An 18748-nucleotide genomic window follows, 5' to 3' on the forward strand; every position below is an offset into this window, starting at 1 on the left:
CTACAAAAACGATGATTATCGAACGCCTACCATCATCAGGTTCACTTCTTTGGTTTGTGCTGAGTCCGTAATGACTGGATTAGAAGTGTCGGTTATAAATCTAAGTTTTCCATCCACAACAATTGATGCACGAACACTGTATCTGTGATGCTCATTAATTTCATTGGCATCGTAGCTGAGTTCAAAATCAAACGGTACCTGAGCACCTTCAGTGGTAAATGTTTGCTTGGCAATCACCTTTGCCGGGGCATCCATCAGAGACACGTCTTCCAGAGCTATGGTTACGACAGCATCGTGTGGCAGAGCAATACGCTCGCGATAGGTGATCATACCTTTCACAGATTCCATCACCGCCTCTTTTTTAGCAGCTGTCTGACTTTCTGGTTCCTGATGTTTTGTAGACTCACAACCAACTAAGGTGACACCCAACAGCGCTGATAAGAACAAAACTAACGCCTTTTTCATATTGCCTCTCTTTATACTATGATTTGAATTTGCTCTATGAATACAAGCAAGTGCTAAAACATTATAAGAAGCTATTGTAATTAAATCCTTAACAGAGTATTTAATTAACAAAGATTTGACGGAGGTCTAATGAGCAGAGTATTGAACGAGTTGCTAGAGCTACTAAAACTAGAACAACTAGAAAAAGGGCTTTTCAGAGGCCAGAGCGAACATCTTGGCTTGCCTCAGGTATATGGCGGTCAGGTACTAGGTCAGGCACTATCAGCAGCTCGCTATACCGTGGACAATGATAGAACCGTTCACTCTTTTCACAGCTATTTCCTCTATCCGGGAAACCCCGAAAAACCAATCATTTATGATGTAGAAAAACTTCGTGATGGCAGAAGTTTAAGTACTCGAAGAGTCAAAGCAATTCAAAATGGGCGACCTATTTTCTACCTAACCGCGTCTTACCACGGCGCAACTCCCGGTTTTGAGCATCAAAACACCATGCCTGAAATCGCAGAACCAGAAAACTTTGCATCAGAGTCAGAACTTGCTGAGCAAATTGCCGACTTTCTGCCAGACAAAATAAAAGAGATCTTTTGCGGCGATAAGCCGATTGAAGTTCGACCTGTCAATGTCGTCAATCCGCTTAAGCCCGTAAAAACAGAGCCTAAGCAGTATCTTTGGATAAAAGCAAATGGGCAGGTACCAGACAATCAACTCATTCACCAGTACCTGATGGCATATGCTTCAGACTGGGGCTTTCTGGTAACAGCTTTACACCCGCACAAAGTTACCTTAATGACGCCAAAGTTCCAGGTGGCAACCATCGATCACTCAATGTGGTTCCATCGTCCATTTAAGATGGATGAGTGGCTGCTTTATGTCATTGAAAGCCCTACTGCCAGCAACAGTCGAGGGCTTGTTCGTGGTGAGATTTTCGATAAAGAAGGCAACCTGGTAGCTTCTGCTATTCAGGAAGGTGTTATGAGGTTTACCGAGTAAGACTACCAGTCAACCACTAGTCTAATGGTAATGCCGTTGTGTATTTCAGCGGCTCCATGGCAAACGTAGATGTCACATCAGAAATGCCATCTACGCTGTTGACGAGTTTTTTATAGAACTCGTCAAAGTGCTTCATATCTGTCACCTGCACTTTCATCATGTAGTCATAATCTCCTGCCATACGATAAAACTCCATCACCTCAGGGAATGGTGTCACCGTATCAACAAACCGGCTATACCATTCATGGGAATGGTCACGTGTTTTGATCATCACAAATGAGGTAAATGACAAACCCAATAACTCAGGGTTCAAAAGTGCGACTCTCTTACGAATAATGCCACTTTCTTCAAGACGCTTAAGCCTTTTCCAACACGGTGTTGTCGTCAGGTTCACCGCTTCTGCCAGTTCATTGAGGGAAATTGTCCCATCTTCCTGCAACATAGAAAGCAACTGTTTGTCGGTTTTATCAAGCTTCATAGCGATATTATCCTTTTATGGCGTGCGACATTTAGAGAAAATAATCGCGCATTTTACCAATAAGTTAGAAAAATATCACATACCATTCCAATAAAAAGAACCCCACCGTATTGAGGTGGGGTTCTTGTTTTTGTTTAGCCGTGACTTGTTCTGGCTTTAGTGTCGTGTGACATCAACTTATCCAGTTCTGCCTCTACGTGGCCAGGAGCCTTCGTTGATGCGGATATCAAGCGATACATCGCAGGAATAACAAACAAGGTCACTAGTGTCGCAAATGCCATACCGAAGAAAATGACGGTACCAACCGCTATCCGGCTTTCATAGCCCGCACCGCTGGATGTAATCAACGGAATAGAACCGGCAAGTGTCGTGAATGCCGTCATCAGAATAGGTCTGAGTCGACGGGCAGAGGCATCAATGATCGCTTTTTCAAACTCGACACCTCTGTCTCTCAACTGGTTCGCAAACTCGACAATCAATATACCGTTCTTCGTTACCATTCCGATAAGCATGATCATGCCGATCTGACTATAGATGTTCATGCCCTCACCCATAACAAAAAGTCCGACAAAGCCGCCAAACACGCCCATTGGAACAGTAAACATAACCACGAGTGGGTTGATGAAGCTTTCGAACTGGGCAGCAAGTACCAAATAAGCCACCAGCAGCGCCAGTGCAAATACAACTAACACGCTCGACTGGTTTTCCTTGAAATCTTTAGATTCACCAGAATAGTTGACTGAGATATCTCCCGGCAGATGCTCAATGGCTTTTTGATCGAGGTAATCCAAAGCTTCACCCAATGTGTATCCATCAACAACATTGGCAGAAACCGTAATGGATTTTTGCTTGTTGTAGTGAGACAGCCTGATTGCTGACGCTATCTCCTCGACTCTGGTTACCGTATCCAGCGTCACCAATTCTCCACCAGCGGTTCTCAGATAAATCTGGCTAAGATCAGCCGCATTGTTAAAGCTGTTTTCATCGCCTCGCAGATAGACATCATACTCTTCACCACGATCAACATACGTGGTCTCACTCTTACCACCCAGCATGATTTCCAGAGTTTCGGAAATGTCACTAATCTGAATGCCCAGTTCTGCGGCACGCTGTTTATCTACCGCCACCACCAACTCAGGTGTTTTTTCAGAGTAATCAATCTCGGCACTTTCCATCATCGGGCTGTCTTCGGCATCTTGCTTGAGGACTTCAGCCCAATTTCTAAGCTCTTCATAATCGGAACCACCAAGAACAAACTGCACTGGTTCACTCGAACCACCACGGAACCCTGGAGTAAACGGGAAGACACGAGCGTCAGGTATACCTGTTAGCGCTTTACGTATCACCCCCAGCGCTTCCTGAGCAGTGACGGTTCTATCATCCCAGTCTTCCAGAATCATAATCACAAAACCTGTCTGATCACCGGCATTACCACCAAAGGCAGGCGTCTGGATACTAAAAGACTTCAAAATACCCTGCCCTAACAATGGCATCAGTTTCTGCTCGACCAAGTCCATGTTTCCTGACATTCGGTTATAACTGGTTGCATCAGCGCCTCGAACGAAGGCAAATAGCACCCCGCGATCTTCTGATGGTGCTAACTGAGATGGCACCAGATTCATCAGCGAGTAACTACCACCAATACATCCCAAAATAATTAATGGGGCAATCAAGCGAACACGCATTGCCTTCGTCAACAGGAATCGATAACCGCGCTCGAGCCCGCTAAACATAAAATCGACACCGCGATTAAATGCATTTGGCTTAACATTCGCCTTCAGTATCTTGCTACCTAATACGGGGGTTAGTGTCAGTGCAATCAGGGAAGAAAAAATCACAGACATTGCCAGCAACACTGAGAACTCCGTAAACAGAAGTCCAACCATTCCTTCCATAAAGGAGATTGGCAAGAACACCATCACAAGCACCAGAGTCGTGGCAATAACCGCAAAACCTACTTCGCGCGTACCTTTATAAGCGGCTAATAGCGGTGACTCCCCCTGTTCTATGTGATGGAATATGTTTTCGACCACAACAATGGCGTCATCCACAACCAAACCAATGGCCAGAATCAGAGCCATTAAAGTAATAAGGTTGATTGAGAAACCAAAGAAATACGCGGAAATAAAAGCAGAAATCAAAGAAACCGGAACGGTTACCGCGGGGATCAATGTTGCACGTGCCTGACCTATAAAGATATAGAGAACCAGTACGACCAAACCACCCGTGATAAATAGGGTGTTGTATACCTCACTAATCGAACGGTCGATGAATACGGTTGAATCATAATCAATGGCCAGACGTGTACCTTCCGGTAAAAACTTCTGAATAGCTTCCACTTCTTTGTGAACAGCTTTGGCCACTTCAAGCGGGTTTGCATCCGACTGAGGCACAACCCCCATACTCACGTTTACAACACCATCACTTTTGAAAGTTGAACTCTCGTTCTCAGCTCCGATGTACACGTCAGCGACATCTTTCAGATAGATTGGCGTGCCGTCACTGGCACGTCTGACAACCAGATACTCAAAGTCTTCAGGTTGATTATAGATACGAGCGGTACGGACCGACATCACGATCGCATCGTTACGAACTTCACCCCCCGGACTTTCTAAGTTTTCTGCTTTTAGAGCAGAAGTAATGTCCGCCGAGGTGACTCCGCGCCCTGCCATCAACTCAGGTTTAAGTTTGACGTACATAACCTTGTTAAGCCCACCAGAGACAGAAATAGAGCTGACCCCTGAGATAAGGCTGAATCGATCCATCAATACACGGTCGATATAGTCAGTAAGCTGAGTTCGGTCCATTTCGGAAGAGCTCAGGTTGACGTAAACAGAAGCCTCACCGGACCCATTATCTTTGTATACGATAGGATCATCGGCTTCGTCTGGTAACCTTCGTTGAGCACGGGCTACTGAGTCACGAACATCACTCACACCTGTATTCAGGTCGTAACCTAACTCGAAGGTGACTTTAATTCTGGAGGAACCATTGCGAGTAGTCGACGAGATCTCATCAACCCCACTTATACCGGAGAGCTGATCTTCGATTACTGACGTTATCTGACTTTCGATAATGGTGGCAGAAGCACCTTCGTATCGGGTTGAAACCGTCACAGCAGGGCTTTCTATATCGGGCATCTCCCGCACGGCTAATCTGTCGAACGAGACGATTCCAAATACGACAAGCAACATGCTCAGTACCAGAGCAGCGACAGGCCTTTTTACTGATGCATCAGATAACCACATTATGAATTATCCTTCTTCTGTTCCTGGTTTGGTTTGCCTTGTGGTTTTGCTGCCTGATCACCAAGCTCTTTTACGCTCGCGCCATCACGCATGTTAACCAAACCCTGAACAACGATTCGGTCACCAACTTCCAGACCTTTTTCGATAACCACTTCATTATCGACGCGAGCACCAAGTATCACTTCTGTTTTATGCGCTTTGTTATTGTCATCTACAACATACACGTAACGCTTAGTACCAGAATATTGCAGAGACTGGACAGGTACAATTGGTGCTTTTATCGGTGGGAATTCAAGATCAGCAGACATCAACATCCCAGGCTTAAGCTTGGATTCGATGTTTTCAAAATTGATTCTTACTCTAAGGTTTAGAGTTTCACTGTTAATGCGCGTATCAACACCTGAAACCTTGCCGTTGAACACCTCTCCACCCCATGCATTTGAGGCCGCTTTTACCTTCATACCTTCAGCAAGCATTGGCAAATAACGTTCTGGGACATTTAGATCTAATTGCATATTAGAAAGGTTATCCAGTGTAAGCAGTTCGTAACCAGCGCTCACCATTTTCCCTCGGCTAAAATCGATAAATCCGACAGTGCCATCAAAGGGAGCCGTGATGTTCATATCTTTGAGATTGGCTTTTTCTGCCGCCAGCCTTGCACTGGCAATGTCGACACTTGCCTTCTGAGCATCGATTTCGGTTTGAGTAATGGCTCCGCGCTTAGATAACCGGATAAACTCTTGCAGTTTTCGCTGTTCATCTTTTAAGTATGCTTCTGCTTCAGCAAGGGCCGCACGTACTTTGTCGTCATTTAACTGTACTAACAGTTGTCCGCGCGTCACTTTTTGATTCGCTGACACGTTTATCTGATCTATTTGTCCTGATACTTCCGGCGAAATAATCACAGACTCTTCAGCCTTGAGTTTGCCTATCAGTGTTAACGTTTGAGAAATTTCGTGCACATCAACCTGTTCAGTGACAACTAACGTTGAACGAGCGCCCGCTGGCTTTCCGGCTCTACCCTGCCCTTTGGCGAAAGCATCGGTAGGATACGAAACAGCAATTGCTACAGAAAGACATATCGCCTTTAAAGTATTCTTTTTCATTCTAATTACGCTCAATTTAATCCTCACGCTATTCTATCAACTCCATTTGTGTTGTACGTAAAGGAATGTAAATGTGGTCAAAAATCGCATTTTTTCTGAATTAACCAACAAAGAAATATCGTCAGAGCACCTTTGTAACCTGCTCATCCATCAGCAAATGTTCACTTTTTAGCATCTTTGCCCAAAATTAAAGCAGTCGCGCCAAAATTATAATAAAACACTTTACAGCACAGTCGAGTTTGCTATTATGCGCACCTCACTTGATGACGGTGTTGGGAAAACAGTCGTTAAGTATAAAAATACCCTGGAGGGGTTCCCGAGTGGCCAAAGGGAGCAGACTGTAAATCTGCCGGCTCCGCCTTCGATGGTTCGAATCCGTCCCCCTCCACCATTTTCTACCTTGTATAATAAGGTAACACTTGATTGCTTGTGTTGGGAAAACAGTAATTAAGTATAAAAACACCCTGGAGGGGTTCCCGAGTGGCCAAAGGGAGCAGACTGTAAATCTGCCGGCTCCGCCTTCGATGGTTCGAATCCGTCCCCCTCCACCATTTTCTACCTTGTATAAGGTAGCACTTGATTACTTGTGTTGGGAAAACAGTAATTAAGTATGCTATTTATAGCATGAAAGTAATACCCTGGAGGGGTTCCCGAGTGGCCAAAGGGAGCAGACTGTAAATCTGCCGGCTCCGCCTTCGATGGTTCGAATCCGTCCCCCTCCACCATACACAAAAAGCCAGCTCATTGAGCTGGCTTTTTTGCATTTGAAGCAAACCATTAGTTTTATTTATCGAACATAGTCCCAAATTAACCATTCAACCTTATTTTCCAAATTCGAAAAATCAACAAAATTACGCTTTTAGCAACTTAATCATGCACTTATAAACTCATTAAAAAAACTAATGTATCAGATAAGTTTTATCATGCAACCTCCAGCAATACTATCAACCATTAAATGATAGAATACCATATGGTTAATTCTATCTTTTAACAAAACTACGAGACAATATTATGTGGAATAGACTCAATGGCTCAATGATGTTCTGTCAGGCCATGTTCGGTTTATCTTTCTATGGGGTGATGGTCATTCTGACCCGTTTCTTCCTGGAAGAGCTTGGTTACAGTGAAGCTGATACTATGATGGTTGTAGGTGCTTTCTCATCAATCGGCCCTCTTTTCGCTATCGCTGGTGGCTTTATCGCAGATAAGTTTCTTGGCGCTTATCGCTCACTGACTATCGCCTACCTTGGCTTTGCTTCAGGTTATGCACTACTTTTCTTGGGTGCTTCTGCTCAAAACGTTGCGATGGCACTGTGTGGTATTGCACTGGCAAGTTATTCGCGCGGCTTGATGTCCCCTTCTTACCCAAGTTTGTTTAAACGTACCTTTGCAACAGAAGAAGACTTCGAAAACGGCTTCCCAGTAAACTACTCCATCAACAACGTTGGTGCACTAATCGGTCAGTACGCTTTCCCTCTTCTTGTATTGGTTCTTGGATTTAACGGTAGCTTCGCACTTTCTGGTGTTTTGGCAGCCCTTGCTTTCCTTACTTTGGTCACTTTCCGTAAGCCACTGGTTAACTCAGCAGCAGAGCTTGATCAAACACCAGTGAGCAGCAAGAACTGGATTTTATTTGGTATTACTTCTGCAGCGATGATTGGTCTGGTATTCTTCATGTTCTCTAACATGGAAATCGGCAAAAACATCGTTTACGCAATTGGTACTGCTGCAATCCTTTACTTCATTTCTCTGATGTTCAAATCACAGAAATCAGATGCACTTAAGATGGGTACCATCCTGATTGTAGTGGTACTAACAACAGCATTCTTTGTTTACTACGGCCAGATGATGACATCAATGACGATGGTTACGATCAATACAATGCGTGGCGATCTGTTTGGTATCATCCCAATTGCTCCTGAAGCATCAATGGCGATGAACCCACTATGGTGTATGGTTGCGGGTCCTATCATCTCTTACACTTTCTCTACTCTTGAGAAACGTGGTGTTAGCTTCTCTACAGCAACGAAAATCGGCTTTGCTTTCATTCTAACGGCTATCGCATTCGGTATTCTGACCGTTGCAGTACTATCCGTTGGTGAAGACGTAATCATTCGCCCTGAAGTATTCCTGGCGATCCACTTCTTCCAGGCATTTGCTGAGGTAATCGTAGGTAGCCTTGTGGTTGCATTTATCCTGTCTGTAACACCAAAGCACATTGAAAACTTCTCAGTAAGTCTTTTCTCTGTAGCGATTGCTCTTAGTGGTATCGTTGGTGCGGTATTCTCAACATCTATCGCACTGGAAAAAGGCCAGGAGATCACTCAGGAAATCGTACAAACAGTTTATGGTGATTACTTCAAACTGCTAACCATCCTGGCTGTTGTGATGGTTGCTATTGCTCTTGTTGCATCTGCTGTGATTCGCAAGATGCTTGATAAAGCAAAAGATACGGAAGAAAAACCAGAGTTGTCTGAAGCACATTAATTTCCAGCTACAACTATAAACCTAAAAAGGTCATCCCTTGCTAAAGGGATGACCTTTTATTTTACTCTCTTCGTATTAAGCTTCTGACATTTCTAACTGATGCTCTTCCATATCAGCCTTACTTAACATTCTGCGAATGATTCCTGAACACACCAAAGCAACCACCACCATCACAAGCGCCATGATCGTCAGTAAGCTAAAGTAGTTTCCATAGACGTCATGCACGATTTTCTGCGTCATTACCTGATCTTTGTCCATTGCAATACTGGTTGAGAAAACGGCACCAATAATGCCGCTGAGTGCGACCGCAACCGAATATAAGCTTACAGAGAAATTCTCTATGTGTTTAGGCGCAACAGAGAGGATAAACGCAACAACCATCGCCCCTACAATGACTTCCGCAAATGATTGGAAGAAATGAACAACCAAGAACACTTCCGGTGGAATGATCACGTCCTCACCAATGGTAAGAACGGAAGCCGTAAGGATGCCAAACGCAATGGCGGTAAGCGCAAAAGCCATTGCGACTTTGGTCGACGTTGTAAAACGGATACCACGCTTTTCAAGTCCAGAGAACACATAGGCAATAACCGGACCCGCAACCATGCACCATAATGGGTTCATCGCCATAGCCGCTTCTGGAGCAATAGGGATAATGCCGAACAGATCACCACGCATCACGTTAATGGTCACCATCGTCATGGACGTCATTATCTGACCATAGTAGACAAGAAACACGGTTGTAAGCGCGGTCATGATCAGTATGGTTCCCATCTTAATCTTCTCTGCCCTTGGTGCCTTTAGCATCAAAGAGACAAAGTAGAGAATCGCTGCAGAGCCGATGGCATATACGATATTCTTTCCGATATCCATGTTAGAGAACATAAAGAACACCAACGCGATCATAGCTGCAGAAGTTATCAGGAAAAGGCACCAGTTCTTTATACCAACAGGTTGCACATCGATCCCTTGTGAAAGGTTGACCAGCGACTTCCTGAACAAAAGAAGTACGACTAAACCAATACCAGCCATTACCGCTGATAACGCAAAACTCCCCTTATAGCCAATGACAAAAATGAGCATGGGATAGCTATATTGCCCGATGACTGCACCTAGATTCTTTACGGAATAGTTTACAGGATAGGCGTTTTCAAAGTCGCCCTGAGACTGAAACGTTTTTCTGTACAGACTTGGATAAGAAGGCGCCATAAGGCCCGCAGCGTAACTCGCTAATGCGATGCCAGATAAACTCATTTGGATATTAAGCGACGAAGCACCATATACAAGCAAAGCGTAGCCAGCACTAAACCCGATAAAACTGATCGTCAATGAACGATATGAGCCAAGGAACTTATCCGCAATAAACCCACCAGCAATAGCGAATAGTGGTCCCACAGCAGAGAAAGCACCCACAACCATCATGGTATCCGCTTCGCTGTAGTTTAGTTCTTCAAGGAAGAAGCGTGTGAGTACCACCATCACGCCATAAAACGACAATCCAAACATCGACTGACAAAACATCATCGATGTATTAAGTCTATTCCACATAGTAAACCTTTCACTAACTCATATAGCCAGAATCATTGGGCGCGCATACTAGCATTGAGCAAAGTGAGAAAAAAATGAATATATACTACGTGTTAAACTGAAAGCATTAGTTACGTAAATACATGCAGTTATAGAACATCAACCTGTAAAATGAGTTCTTATATTTATATTTTCTATGCGGGGAAAGTCAGAGGATTTCAGATACAAAAAAAGCGCGACACTTTAAAAGCTGCCGCGCTTAAGCCCGTCACAGGCTGAATTTTAAACTTCTACATGCAAGCAAGAAACTGCATGTATGTCAGAGCCCTTAATTTCAGGCTTCTGTTGTGCACAAAGATCGGTTGCTTTAGGGCAACGCGTTCTGAACACACAGCCTGATGGTGGGCTGATAGGTGAAGGCAAATCACCTTCAAGCATCTGGATCTCTTTAGCTCGTTCTACTTTTGGATCAGGAATCGGCACGGCAGACATCAATGCTGTTGTATAAGGGTGTTTAGGGTTTGCGAACAAAGCTTCCGCTTCGCCCAGCTCAACCGCGTTACCCAGATACATTACCAATACACGATCAGAAATATGTTTAACCACTGATAGGTCGTGCGCGATAAATACCAAACTCAGGCCTAACTCATCCTGAAGTTCTTTTAGAAGGTTGACTACCTGCGCCTGAATTGATACGTCCAATGCCGATACTGGCTCATCACAGATGATCATCTTAGGCTTAAGGATAAGTGCACGAGCGATACCGATACGCTGACACTGACCACCTGAGAATTCGTGTGGGTAACGGTTGATAACGTTAGGCAGCAGACCTACTTTCGTCATCATCTCTTTAACACGATCCTTCACTTCCTGCTTAGAAAGCTCTGGGTAGAACGTCTGAAGAGGCTCAGCGATGATATCACCAACGGTCATACGCGGGTTCAGAGATGCCAGAGGGTCCTGGAAAATCATCTGAATTTCTTTACGTGTTTCGCGGCGCTTAACCTCATTCATCTTAGTCAGATCCTGACCAAGCCACACCACTTCACCGTCAGTCGCCTCTACAAGGCCGATGATTGCGCGTGCAAATGTAGATTTACCACAACCAGACTCACCTACTACGCCTAGTGTTTCACCTTCATACAGGTGAACATTAACGCCATCGACTGCTTTCAGATTCGCTGGCTTAGACCAAGGCCAAGCAGACTTAGATGCGATGCTGAAGTGAACTTTTAGATCTTTAACATCAAGCAGCATCTTTTTGTTGTTTGATTTCGCTTCTAAACTCATTTCTTCCAAGCCTCCCAATCAGAAAAACATGCACGCTGACGACCATCGCCAAATGGTGTCAGAATCGGTGCTTCTGTCTTACAACGGTCCGTTACACGGTGGCAACGCTCCTGATAAGGACAGCCCGGTGGAAGGTGCAGAAGGTTTGGCGGGTTACCTGGAATAGTAGGTAGTACTTCACCTTCTGTATCAAGGCGAGGAATCGCTTTAAGCAGACCTTCTGCGTATGGGTGACTTGGGTTGTAGAAGATTTCATCTACTGTACCGTATTCCATAGTACGGCCCGCATACATCACCAATACTTTGTCACAAGAACCTGCAACAACACCAAGGTCGTGAGTGATCATGATAATCGCAGTGTTGAACTCGCTTTTAAGTTCATTAAGCAGTTCCATAATCTGTGCCTGTACCGTTACATCCAGAGCTGTTGTTGGCTCATCGGCAATCAGTAGCTTAGGACGACACAGTAGCGCCATAGCAATCATTACACGCTGACGCATACCGCCAGAGAACTCGTGCGGATACATAGTGATACGCTTACGCGCTTCAGGAATCTTAACCGCTTCAAGCATGCGTACGGATTCTTCAAACGCTTCTGCTTTACCCATACCTTTGTGAAGCATCAAAACTTCCATTAGCTGGTCGCTAACTTTCATGTAAGGGTTAAGAGAAGTCATCGGGTCCTGGAAGATCATTGCGATCTGCTCAGAACGAACCTTGTTCAGCTCTTTTTCAGGCAGGTTCAAGATCTCTTTACCTTCGAACTTAGCACTACCTTTGATAATACCGTTCTTAGCCAACAGGCCCATAATTGCGAATACGGTTTGAGATTTACCCGAACCAGACTCACCTACGATACCCAGGGTTTCACCCTGATTCAGTGAGAAGTTTAAATCGTTAACTGCGGTTACGATACCATCTTGCGTGGTAAATTCGACGCGCAGATCTTTGACATCTAATAAGCTCATCATTCTTTCCAGTTCTTATCTATCTTTTGGATCTAACGCGTCACGAAGACCGTCACCTACATAGTTAAAGCAGAATAGGGTTACAACCATAAATGCAGCTGGGAACATTAGCTGCCAGATTGCTACTTCCATTGTCTGCGAACCTTCCTGAAGCAGTGCGCCCCAGCTTGTCATTGGTTCCTGTACACCAAGACCAAGGAAAGATAGGAATGACTCTGTAAGAATCATGCTCGGAATAAGTAGTGTTGAGTAAACCGCAACAATACCAAGTACGTTCGGTACGATGTGACGAGTGATAATTCTCCACTTGCTCACACCACAAACGTGTGCTGCTTCGATAAACTCTTTACTACGCAAACTTAGTGTCTGACCACGTACGATACGAGCCATATCCAGCCATGCGATAGCACCGATAGCCACGAACATCAGTACGATATTACGGCCAAAGAAGGTAACCAGTACGATAACAAGGAACATGAACGGTACAGCGTATAGGATTTCCAGAATACGCATCATTACACGGTCCGTACGGCCACCAATAAAGCCAGAGGTTGCACCGTAAAGCGTACCAATTAATACCGCTACAAATGCACCTAACACACCTACCATCAAAGAGATGCGTCCGCCAACCAGAGTTCGGACATAAAGGTCACGACCAAGGCTGTCTGTACCAAAAATATGCTCTGCTGATGGCGCAGCGTGAAGCGCATACCAGTCAGTGTCATCGTAAGCAAACTCCGCCACCATAGGCAGGAAGATAACACCAAGAGTCATAACAAACAGGATAGCAAGGCTCACCATTGCCGCTTTGTTACGCATAAAGCGGATGCGCGCATCTTGCCAAAGACTGCGGCCTTCGATTTCTAAGTTTTCAGCAAACTTCTCGACCGCTTCAAGGTTTTCTTTTTTCGTTAACATAATTTCCGCACCCCAATTAATAACGAATTTTCGGGTCGATTGTCGCTAGTAAGATATCAACAATGGTGTTGAACAGAATGAATAGGAAACCAATTAGGATGGTTACACCCATTACTAGCGAGTAGTCACGGTTGAATGCAGCGTTAACGAACAGCTTACCGATACCCGGCAAGCCGAAGATCGTTTCGATAACAACAGAACCAGTAATGATACCTACGAACGCAGGGCCCATGTAAGAAACTACTGGAAGCATCGCAGGCTTAAGCGCGTGCTTAACAACAATATACGGATAGCTAAGGCCTTTAGCGCGAGCAGTACGGATGAAGTTACTGTTCAGCGTTTCAATCATGCTACCACGTGTAATACGTGCAAAGGTTGCAATGTAAAGGAAAGACATTGCCAGAACCGGAAGGGCCATATAGTACAGTGAGCCGTCATGCCAGCCCCCGGCCGGTAGCCACCCCAGATTCAGAGAGAAAATATAGATGAGTACTGGTGCAAATACGAAGGATGGCATTACCACCCCGACCATGGCGGTCGCCATGACTATATAGTCGAACCAGGAGTTTTGCCGGAGTGCGGCAATGGTTCCGACAAATACCCCCATAACCACTGTGAAGATAAATGCGACTGCACCAACTTTTGCTGACACAGGTAGTGCACCAGCAATTAATTCGTTTACGCTGAAGTCTTTGTATTTGAATGAAGGACCAAAATCGCCCTGCATAATGTTAGTAAGATAAGTCAGGTACTGTTCATGTACTGGCTTATCAAGACCGTATTTAGCGTTAATGTTCGCCATTACTTCCGGTGGAAGCGGGCGTTCTGTTGAAAATGGGTTACCTGGTGCAAAACGCATCAGGAAGAAAGATACTGTAATCAATACCAACAGTGTTGGAATCGCTTCTAATATCCTTTTTGCAATGAATTTAAACATAAACTCACTCTTGTTCAGTCTGTGACGTATGCCTTCTCAATTCTTATTAACCTGATGAATATAAAAGGTTAAATCGATTGATTTGACAATAAAATTAATAGTAAACAAAAAGACGCTGCATGTGTTTCCACATGCAGTGTCCAAAATTATAGTTTTATTGTAGTTAAGAATTACTCAGCTTTGATGTATAGATCTTTAGAGAAAATCTTATCTTCTGCGTTGTTAACCGGGAAACCGCCTACGCGTGGGTTAACAAGACGAGCTTTAACATACTGGTAGATAGGAGCAATTGGCATATCTGCCGCTAGCTTCTTCTCTGCATCGATGTAAAGCTGTGCACGCTCAGCGTCGTTAGTAGACAGTAGCGCTTTTTCCATGATCGCATCGTACTCATCGTTGTAGTACTTAGGATCGTTAGAGCTGTTGTTGCTCTGCATTAGAGATAGGAAAGAAGAGGCTTCGTTGTAGTCACCACACCAACCTGCACGAGTTACGTCAAAGTTGCCCTGACGACGTGTATCCAGGTAAGTTTTCCACTCTTGGTTTTCTAGCTGAATATCAACACCTAGAGTCTTCTTCCACATAGACTGGATTGCAGCAGCAATCTTCTTGTGGTTTTCAGATGTGTTGTAAAGAAGAGTAAACTTCAGAGGGTTGCTCTTATCAAAACCAGCTTCAGCTAGTAGACGTGCAGCTTCTTCATTACGATCTTTCTGAGACATCTGGCCATATGCAGGTAGCTCTGGGTTGAAGTTTGCAGTGATTTCCGGAGTTAGGAAGTATGCAGGCTTCTGGCCTTGACCTAGCAGTGCTTTAGTGATGATGTCACGGTCGATAGCGTAAGAAAGTGCCTTACGTACACGTACGTCATCAAACGGTGCTTTCGCATTGTTGAAGCCGTAGTAGTATGAACATAGGTTACCCTGAATAGAAACTGAATCTGCGTGCTCTTTCTTCAGACGACGGAAGTGCTCGTTTGGCAGTTCGTTCGTGAAGTCGATTTCACCAGAAAGGAAACGGTTCATTTCAGCTACCTGGTTTTCGATAGGTAGGAAAGTCACCTTAGTAAGAACTGTACTTTCGTTGTCCCAGTAGTTTTTGTTTGGAACCATTTCGATTCGCTCGTTCACTACCCACTTATCTACAACGAATGCACCGTTACCTACGAAGTTATCAGGCTTAGTCCACTGATCACCAAACTTCTCAACAGTCGCTTTGTGTACAGGCTTAACCGTAGTGTGGCCCATCATCATTACAAAGTATGGAAGAGGTGTAGTCAGTTTAACTTCTAGAGTGTGAGCATCTAGTGCTTTAACACCTAGAGTCTCTTTACCCGCTTTACCAGCAATGATTTCAGCAGCGTTAACCATCTGAGTCATTTCCAGGTACCAAGAGTAAGGAGAAGCGGTATTTGGATCGACAGCGCGCTGGAAGCTGTATACGAAATCTTCAGCAGTTACCGGATCACCGTTAGACCACTTAGCATCTTCACGTAGGTGGAATACGAATGTTTTGTTGTCTGCTGTTTCCCAAGACTTTGCAACACCAGGGATTGTGTTACCGTCAGCATCTTGGTTTACAAGACCTTCTAGCAGGTCACGGATTACGTGTGACTCTGGCACACCTTCCGTTTTGTGTGGGTCGATAGACGCTACTTCTGTACCGTTACCACGAACCAGTTCCTGAACCTTAGCTAGCTTTGTGCCAGCTGGAACATCTGCTGCAAGAGTTGAGAAAGAAGTCGCTGCAACAGTTAAGCTAGCACCTAGTAAAAGGGCTTGTGTGATTTTGTTTTTGTACATGCAATTAACTCCAAGTAATTTTTTGTTTGCATCCATGACGACTTTAGTGAGTCCCGAACGGCAGGCTATCTTTATAAGTTTTTAGATTAATCAATTTTTAAAAACCTATAATCTCACCAAAGATTGCGTGACAAGCTACCAACAAACGAAGGGATTTGCCATAAAATTGTAGTAATTAACCTTTTAAATTTTAACGTTGGTCAATATATTGGTTATATAATCTACTATTCAAAAGACTTTCAGTCGAAATCCAGAATGCCTGCTCAAAGGAGCAAATAAAGAGATCTAAATCACGTTTTTATTTTAATTCAGTTTCTTATTCGCCCAAATTTCATTGAGTTATTGATGAGAGTATTAGTGAGATTCATTTTCAAATACGAAGTTGATTGTGAACAAAAGCCACACATTCAGCAATTTTCGCAAAATAGAAGTCATTAATATTTCTTCATTTTGTAAACTTTTCTATACACATGTTAAACCAAAAGTTTATCTACCAACATGCCTAAAGATTATTTTCTCTTACATATCAACGCATTAATCTCGAGCATAAGATTACCTTGATAGTTCTGTATGTTATTAAACAAACCTTATAACAATCATTTGTTCTATAAAATGAATTATGCGCCCTTCAGCAAATATTGCTTATTGTACCCAAAGCGATTATGCACATTCGAAATATCTATCGCTCACAAAGCATTCAATCATTCGATTAATAAATATACCGAATAAAGATCCATAAAATAATAAAAGCCTGCATTTTTATGCAGGCTTTTATTATTTTTATCCAGATTTTAAAAAACACTGGTTATTATTTATTCCACCTGGATGCCGCAGAATGATCAGAATCTCTGGCCTCCACCCAACGTGTATTATTTGTCGTGCGCTCTTTCTTCCAAAATGGAGCCTTAGTTTTTAAATAGTCCATGACAAATTCACAAGCTTCGAAAGAGGCCCCACGGTGTGCACTAGTCACACCTACAAAGACGATTTGATCACCAATATCTAAATCACCTACTCGGTGAATCACTCTAAGTTTAAGTATCGGCCAGCGTTTCATTGCTTCTTCGCAGATTTCGGACAACGCTTTCTCTGTCATTCCCGGATAGTGTTCCAACCTTAGCCCTACAACACTATCACCAAGGTTCATATCACGAACTTTGCCAGAGAACATGGCGACTGCGCCCGCTTCTGTTCCTTCTGCTAACTGGTTATATTCGTCACCAACAGAGAAGTCATCTTCTGTTACCGTTATCTTTATTGACATATTAGCCCCCTGTAACTGGTGGGAAGAATGCAACCTCATCGCCATCGTTAACAGTTGTCTCTAGCGGCACAATCGTTTGGTTGATAGCAACGAGTAGTTTGCCCGCCTCTAAAGCAAGCGCCCATTTGTCACCTTTTTCAGCCAACTCGGCTCTAAGCTCTTCAGCGGATGCGTATTTAGCTTCTACTTCCAGGCTATCCAGCCCTACCAACTCTCGGGTTTGTGCAAAGAAAAGAACTTTGATCATGACTCCACCTTAAAATGTCCTGATTTGCCGCCTTTCTTTTCAAGCAGACGGACGTTTTCAATCACCATATCTTTTTGCACAGCTTTACACATATCGTAGATAGTTAATGCAGCAACGGATGCAGCGGTCAACGCTTCCATCTCAACACCTGTTTTACCCGCTAATTTACAAACAGATTCGATACGAACTTTATTTTCTGCCTCAATCGCTTCTAGCTGTACTTCAACCTTCGATAGCAATAACGGATGACAAAGTGGAATCAGATCCCAGGTCTTTTTAGCGGCCTGGATACCTGCAATACGCGCAGTAGCGAATACATCACCTTTGTGGTGGCTACCTGACACGATCAGCTCAAGAGTTTCTGGCGCCATATGTACGAACGCTTCGGCTCTCGCCTCACGCACTGTCTCAGTTTTTCCTGAAACATCGACCATGTTTGCTTCACCAGAAGCATTAATATGAGTAAATTCTGACATCTTTTTTACCCTTTTAGATGAGGCATAAAGTTACATGGACGATGGGAAGCATCCAGTTGTTGTTTTATGATTTTGGTCCAAGCTGTTTTACATGCACCAGGAGAACCCGGTACCGCGAAGATGACCGTTTTATTTGCCATTCCAGCAAATGCACGAGACTGAATAGCGGATGTACCAATCTCTTCAAAAGAAAGCATACGGAATAGCTCACCAAAGCCTTCTACTTCTTTATCGAACAAAGGAAGGATCGCTTCCGGTGTATTGTCTCGTGATGTGAATCCAGTTCCGCCAGTCATTAAAATAACTTGAATGTTGTCATCAGCAATCCATTGAGAGACAGCGGCTCTCAGTTGATAAACATCATCAATCACGATTTTTTTATCTATCAGGTTATGACCGGCTTCTTTTAGTTGTTCTACAAAATAGTGGCCTGAAGTGTCGTTCTCTTCTGTGCGAGTATCAGAAACAGTTAAAACTGCGATATTCGCAGGCTTAAATGCGCTTACAGCGTGTCCCATAATTTCACCTATGTTCTTTAACTTTTT

16 protein-coding genes and 3 tRNA genes are annotated in these 18748 nt (G+C 43.9%); 5 read left to right on the forward strand and 14 right to left on the reverse strand.

All coding sequences use genetic code 11. The features are described from left to right. Positions 1 to 15: 15 nt before the first annotated feature. Entirely contained in the window at positions 16 to 465 is a 450-nt protein-coding gene (locus tag SNR28_RS20655; protein WP_375750546.1) for a YbaY family lipoprotein, read from the reverse strand. Between the two features lie 129 nt (positions 466 to 594). Here SNR28_RS20655 and tesB point away from each other — a divergent pair, with 129 nt between their 5' ends. Further along, positions 595 to 1455 (forward strand): acyl-CoA thioesterase II, encoded by an 861-nt coding sequence (gene tesB / locus SNR28_RS20660; RefSeq protein ID WP_375750547.1) that lies wholly within the window; start codon positions 595 to 597, stop codon positions 1453 to 1455. 16 nt (positions 1456 to 1471) lie between these two features. On the opposite strand, the gene SNR28_RS20665 is transcribed toward tesB, so the two are convergent. The 3 genes from SNR28_RS20665 to SNR28_RS20675 form a co-directional block, all read right to left on the reverse strand. Further along, the gene (locus tag SNR28_RS20665) at positions 1472 to 1933 is read right to left on the reverse strand and encodes an Lrp/AsnC family transcriptional regulator (protein WP_375750549.1); all 462 of its coding nucleotides are present in this window, start codon (positions 1931 to 1933) and stop codon (positions 1472 to 1474) included. A 134-nt stretch (positions 1934 to 2067) separates the two neighbouring features. After that, complete coding sequence (vexH, locus tag SNR28_RS20670; protein ID WP_375750551.1) at positions 2068 to 5181, reverse strand: vibriobactin export RND transporter permease subunit VexH; 3114 nt, start codon at positions 5179 to 5181, stop codon at positions 2068 to 2070. Next, positions 5181 to 6287: an efflux RND transporter periplasmic adaptor subunit gene (locus tag SNR28_RS20675; protein ID WP_375750553.1), complete on the reverse strand. Its 1107-nt coding sequence runs from the start codon at positions 6285 to 6287 to the stop codon at positions 5181 to 5183. The genes vexH and SNR28_RS20675 overlap by 1 nt, the downstream gene beginning before the upstream one ends. 306 nt (positions 6288 to 6593) lie before the next feature. Between SNR28_RS20675 and SNR28_RS20680 the strand changes: the two genes are divergently transcribed. The 4 genes from SNR28_RS20680 (at position 6594) to SNR28_RS20695 (ending at position 8774) form a co-directional block, all read left to right on the forward strand. Next, positions 6594 to 6678, forward strand: a tRNA-Tyr gene (locus tag SNR28_RS20680). Positions 6679 to 6753: 75 nt separating this feature from the next. Then, a tRNA-Tyr gene (locus SNR28_RS20685) sits at positions 6754 to 6838 on the forward strand. Between the two features lie 89 nt (positions 6839 to 6927). Continuing rightward, positions 6928 to 7012, forward strand: a tRNA-Tyr gene (locus SNR28_RS20690). Positions 7013 to 7298: 286 nt separating this feature from the next. After that, the gene (locus tag SNR28_RS20695; RefSeq protein WP_375750555.1) at positions 7299 to 8774 is read left to right on the forward strand and encodes a peptide MFS transporter; all 1476 of its coding nucleotides are present in this window, start codon (positions 7299 to 7301) and stop codon (positions 8772 to 8774) included. 75 nt (positions 8775 to 8849) lie between these two features. Here SNR28_RS20695 and SNR28_RS20700 read toward each other — a convergent pair whose 3' ends face one another. The 10 genes from SNR28_RS20700 to moaB all read right to left on the reverse strand — a co-directional run bounded on the left by SNR28_RS20700 (position 8850) and on the right by moaB (position 18721). Next, positions 8850 to 10322, reverse strand: coding sequence for an MFS transporter (locus tag SNR28_RS20700; protein WP_375750556.1), 1473 nt, complete (start codon positions 10320 to 10322; stop codon positions 8850 to 8852). Positions 10323 to 10583: 261 nt separating this feature from the next. Beyond that, entirely contained in the window at positions 10584 to 11591 is a 1008-nt protein-coding gene (gene oppF, locus SNR28_RS20705; protein ID WP_375750558.1) for a murein tripeptide/oligopeptide ABC transporter ATP binding protein OppF, read from the reverse strand. Beyond that, positions 11588 to 12559 carry an ABC transporter ATP-binding protein gene (locus SNR28_RS20710; RefSeq protein ID WP_375754133.1) on the reverse strand — a complete coding sequence of 324 codons (972 nt, stop codon included), beginning with the start codon at positions 12557 to 12559 and terminating at the stop codon, positions 11588 to 11590. The genes oppF and SNR28_RS20710 overlap by 4 nt, the downstream gene beginning before the upstream one ends. 15 nt (positions 12560 to 12574) lie before the next feature. Then, positions 12575 to 13477, reverse strand: a complete 903-nt coding sequence (gene oppC / locus SNR28_RS20715) for an oligopeptide ABC transporter permease OppC (protein WP_375750559.1) — start codon at positions 13475 to 13477, stop codon at positions 12575 to 12577. A gap of 16 nt (positions 13478 to 13493) precedes the next feature. Next, positions 13494 to 14414: an oligopeptide ABC transporter permease OppB gene (gene oppB, locus SNR28_RS20720; protein ID WP_375750561.1), complete on the reverse strand. Its 921-nt coding sequence runs from the start codon at positions 14412 to 14414 to the stop codon at positions 13494 to 13496. Between the two features lie 170 nt (positions 14415 to 14584). Then, positions 14585 to 16216: an ABC transporter substrate-binding protein gene (locus SNR28_RS20725; protein ID WP_375750563.1), complete on the reverse strand. Its 1632-nt coding sequence runs from the start codon at positions 16214 to 16216 to the stop codon at positions 14585 to 14587. An 808-nt stretch (positions 16217 to 17024) separates the two neighbouring features. Beyond that, entirely contained in the window at positions 17025 to 17480 is a 456-nt protein-coding gene (gene moaE / locus SNR28_RS20730; RefSeq protein WP_375750565.1) for a molybdopterin synthase catalytic subunit MoaE, read from the reverse strand. Position 17481: 1 nt separating this feature from the next. Further along, positions 17482 to 17727 (reverse strand): molybdopterin synthase sulfur carrier subunit, encoded by a 246-nt coding sequence (gene moaD / locus SNR28_RS20735; RefSeq protein ID WP_375750567.1) that lies wholly within the window; start codon positions 17725 to 17727, stop codon positions 17482 to 17484. After that, positions 17724 to 18203, reverse strand: coding sequence for a cyclic pyranopterin monophosphate synthase MoaC (gene moaC, locus SNR28_RS20740; protein ID WP_375750568.1), 480 nt, complete (start codon positions 18201 to 18203; stop codon positions 17724 to 17726). Before moaC ends, moaD begins: the two co-directional genes overlap by 4 nt. 5 nt (positions 18204 to 18208) lie before the next feature. Beyond that, on the reverse strand, positions 18209 to 18721 hold the full coding sequence (gene moaB, locus SNR28_RS20745; protein WP_375750570.1) for a molybdenum cofactor biosynthesis protein B: 513 nt from the start codon (positions 18719 to 18721) through the stop codon (positions 18209 to 18211). Positions 18722 to 18748: the final 27 nt, after the last annotated feature.

Origin of the sequence: Vibrio iocasae, assembly GCF_042245395.1 — a bacterium.
Lineage (GTDB): Bacteria > Pseudomonadota > Gammaproteobacteria > Enterobacterales > Vibrionaceae > Vibrio > Vibrio iocasae.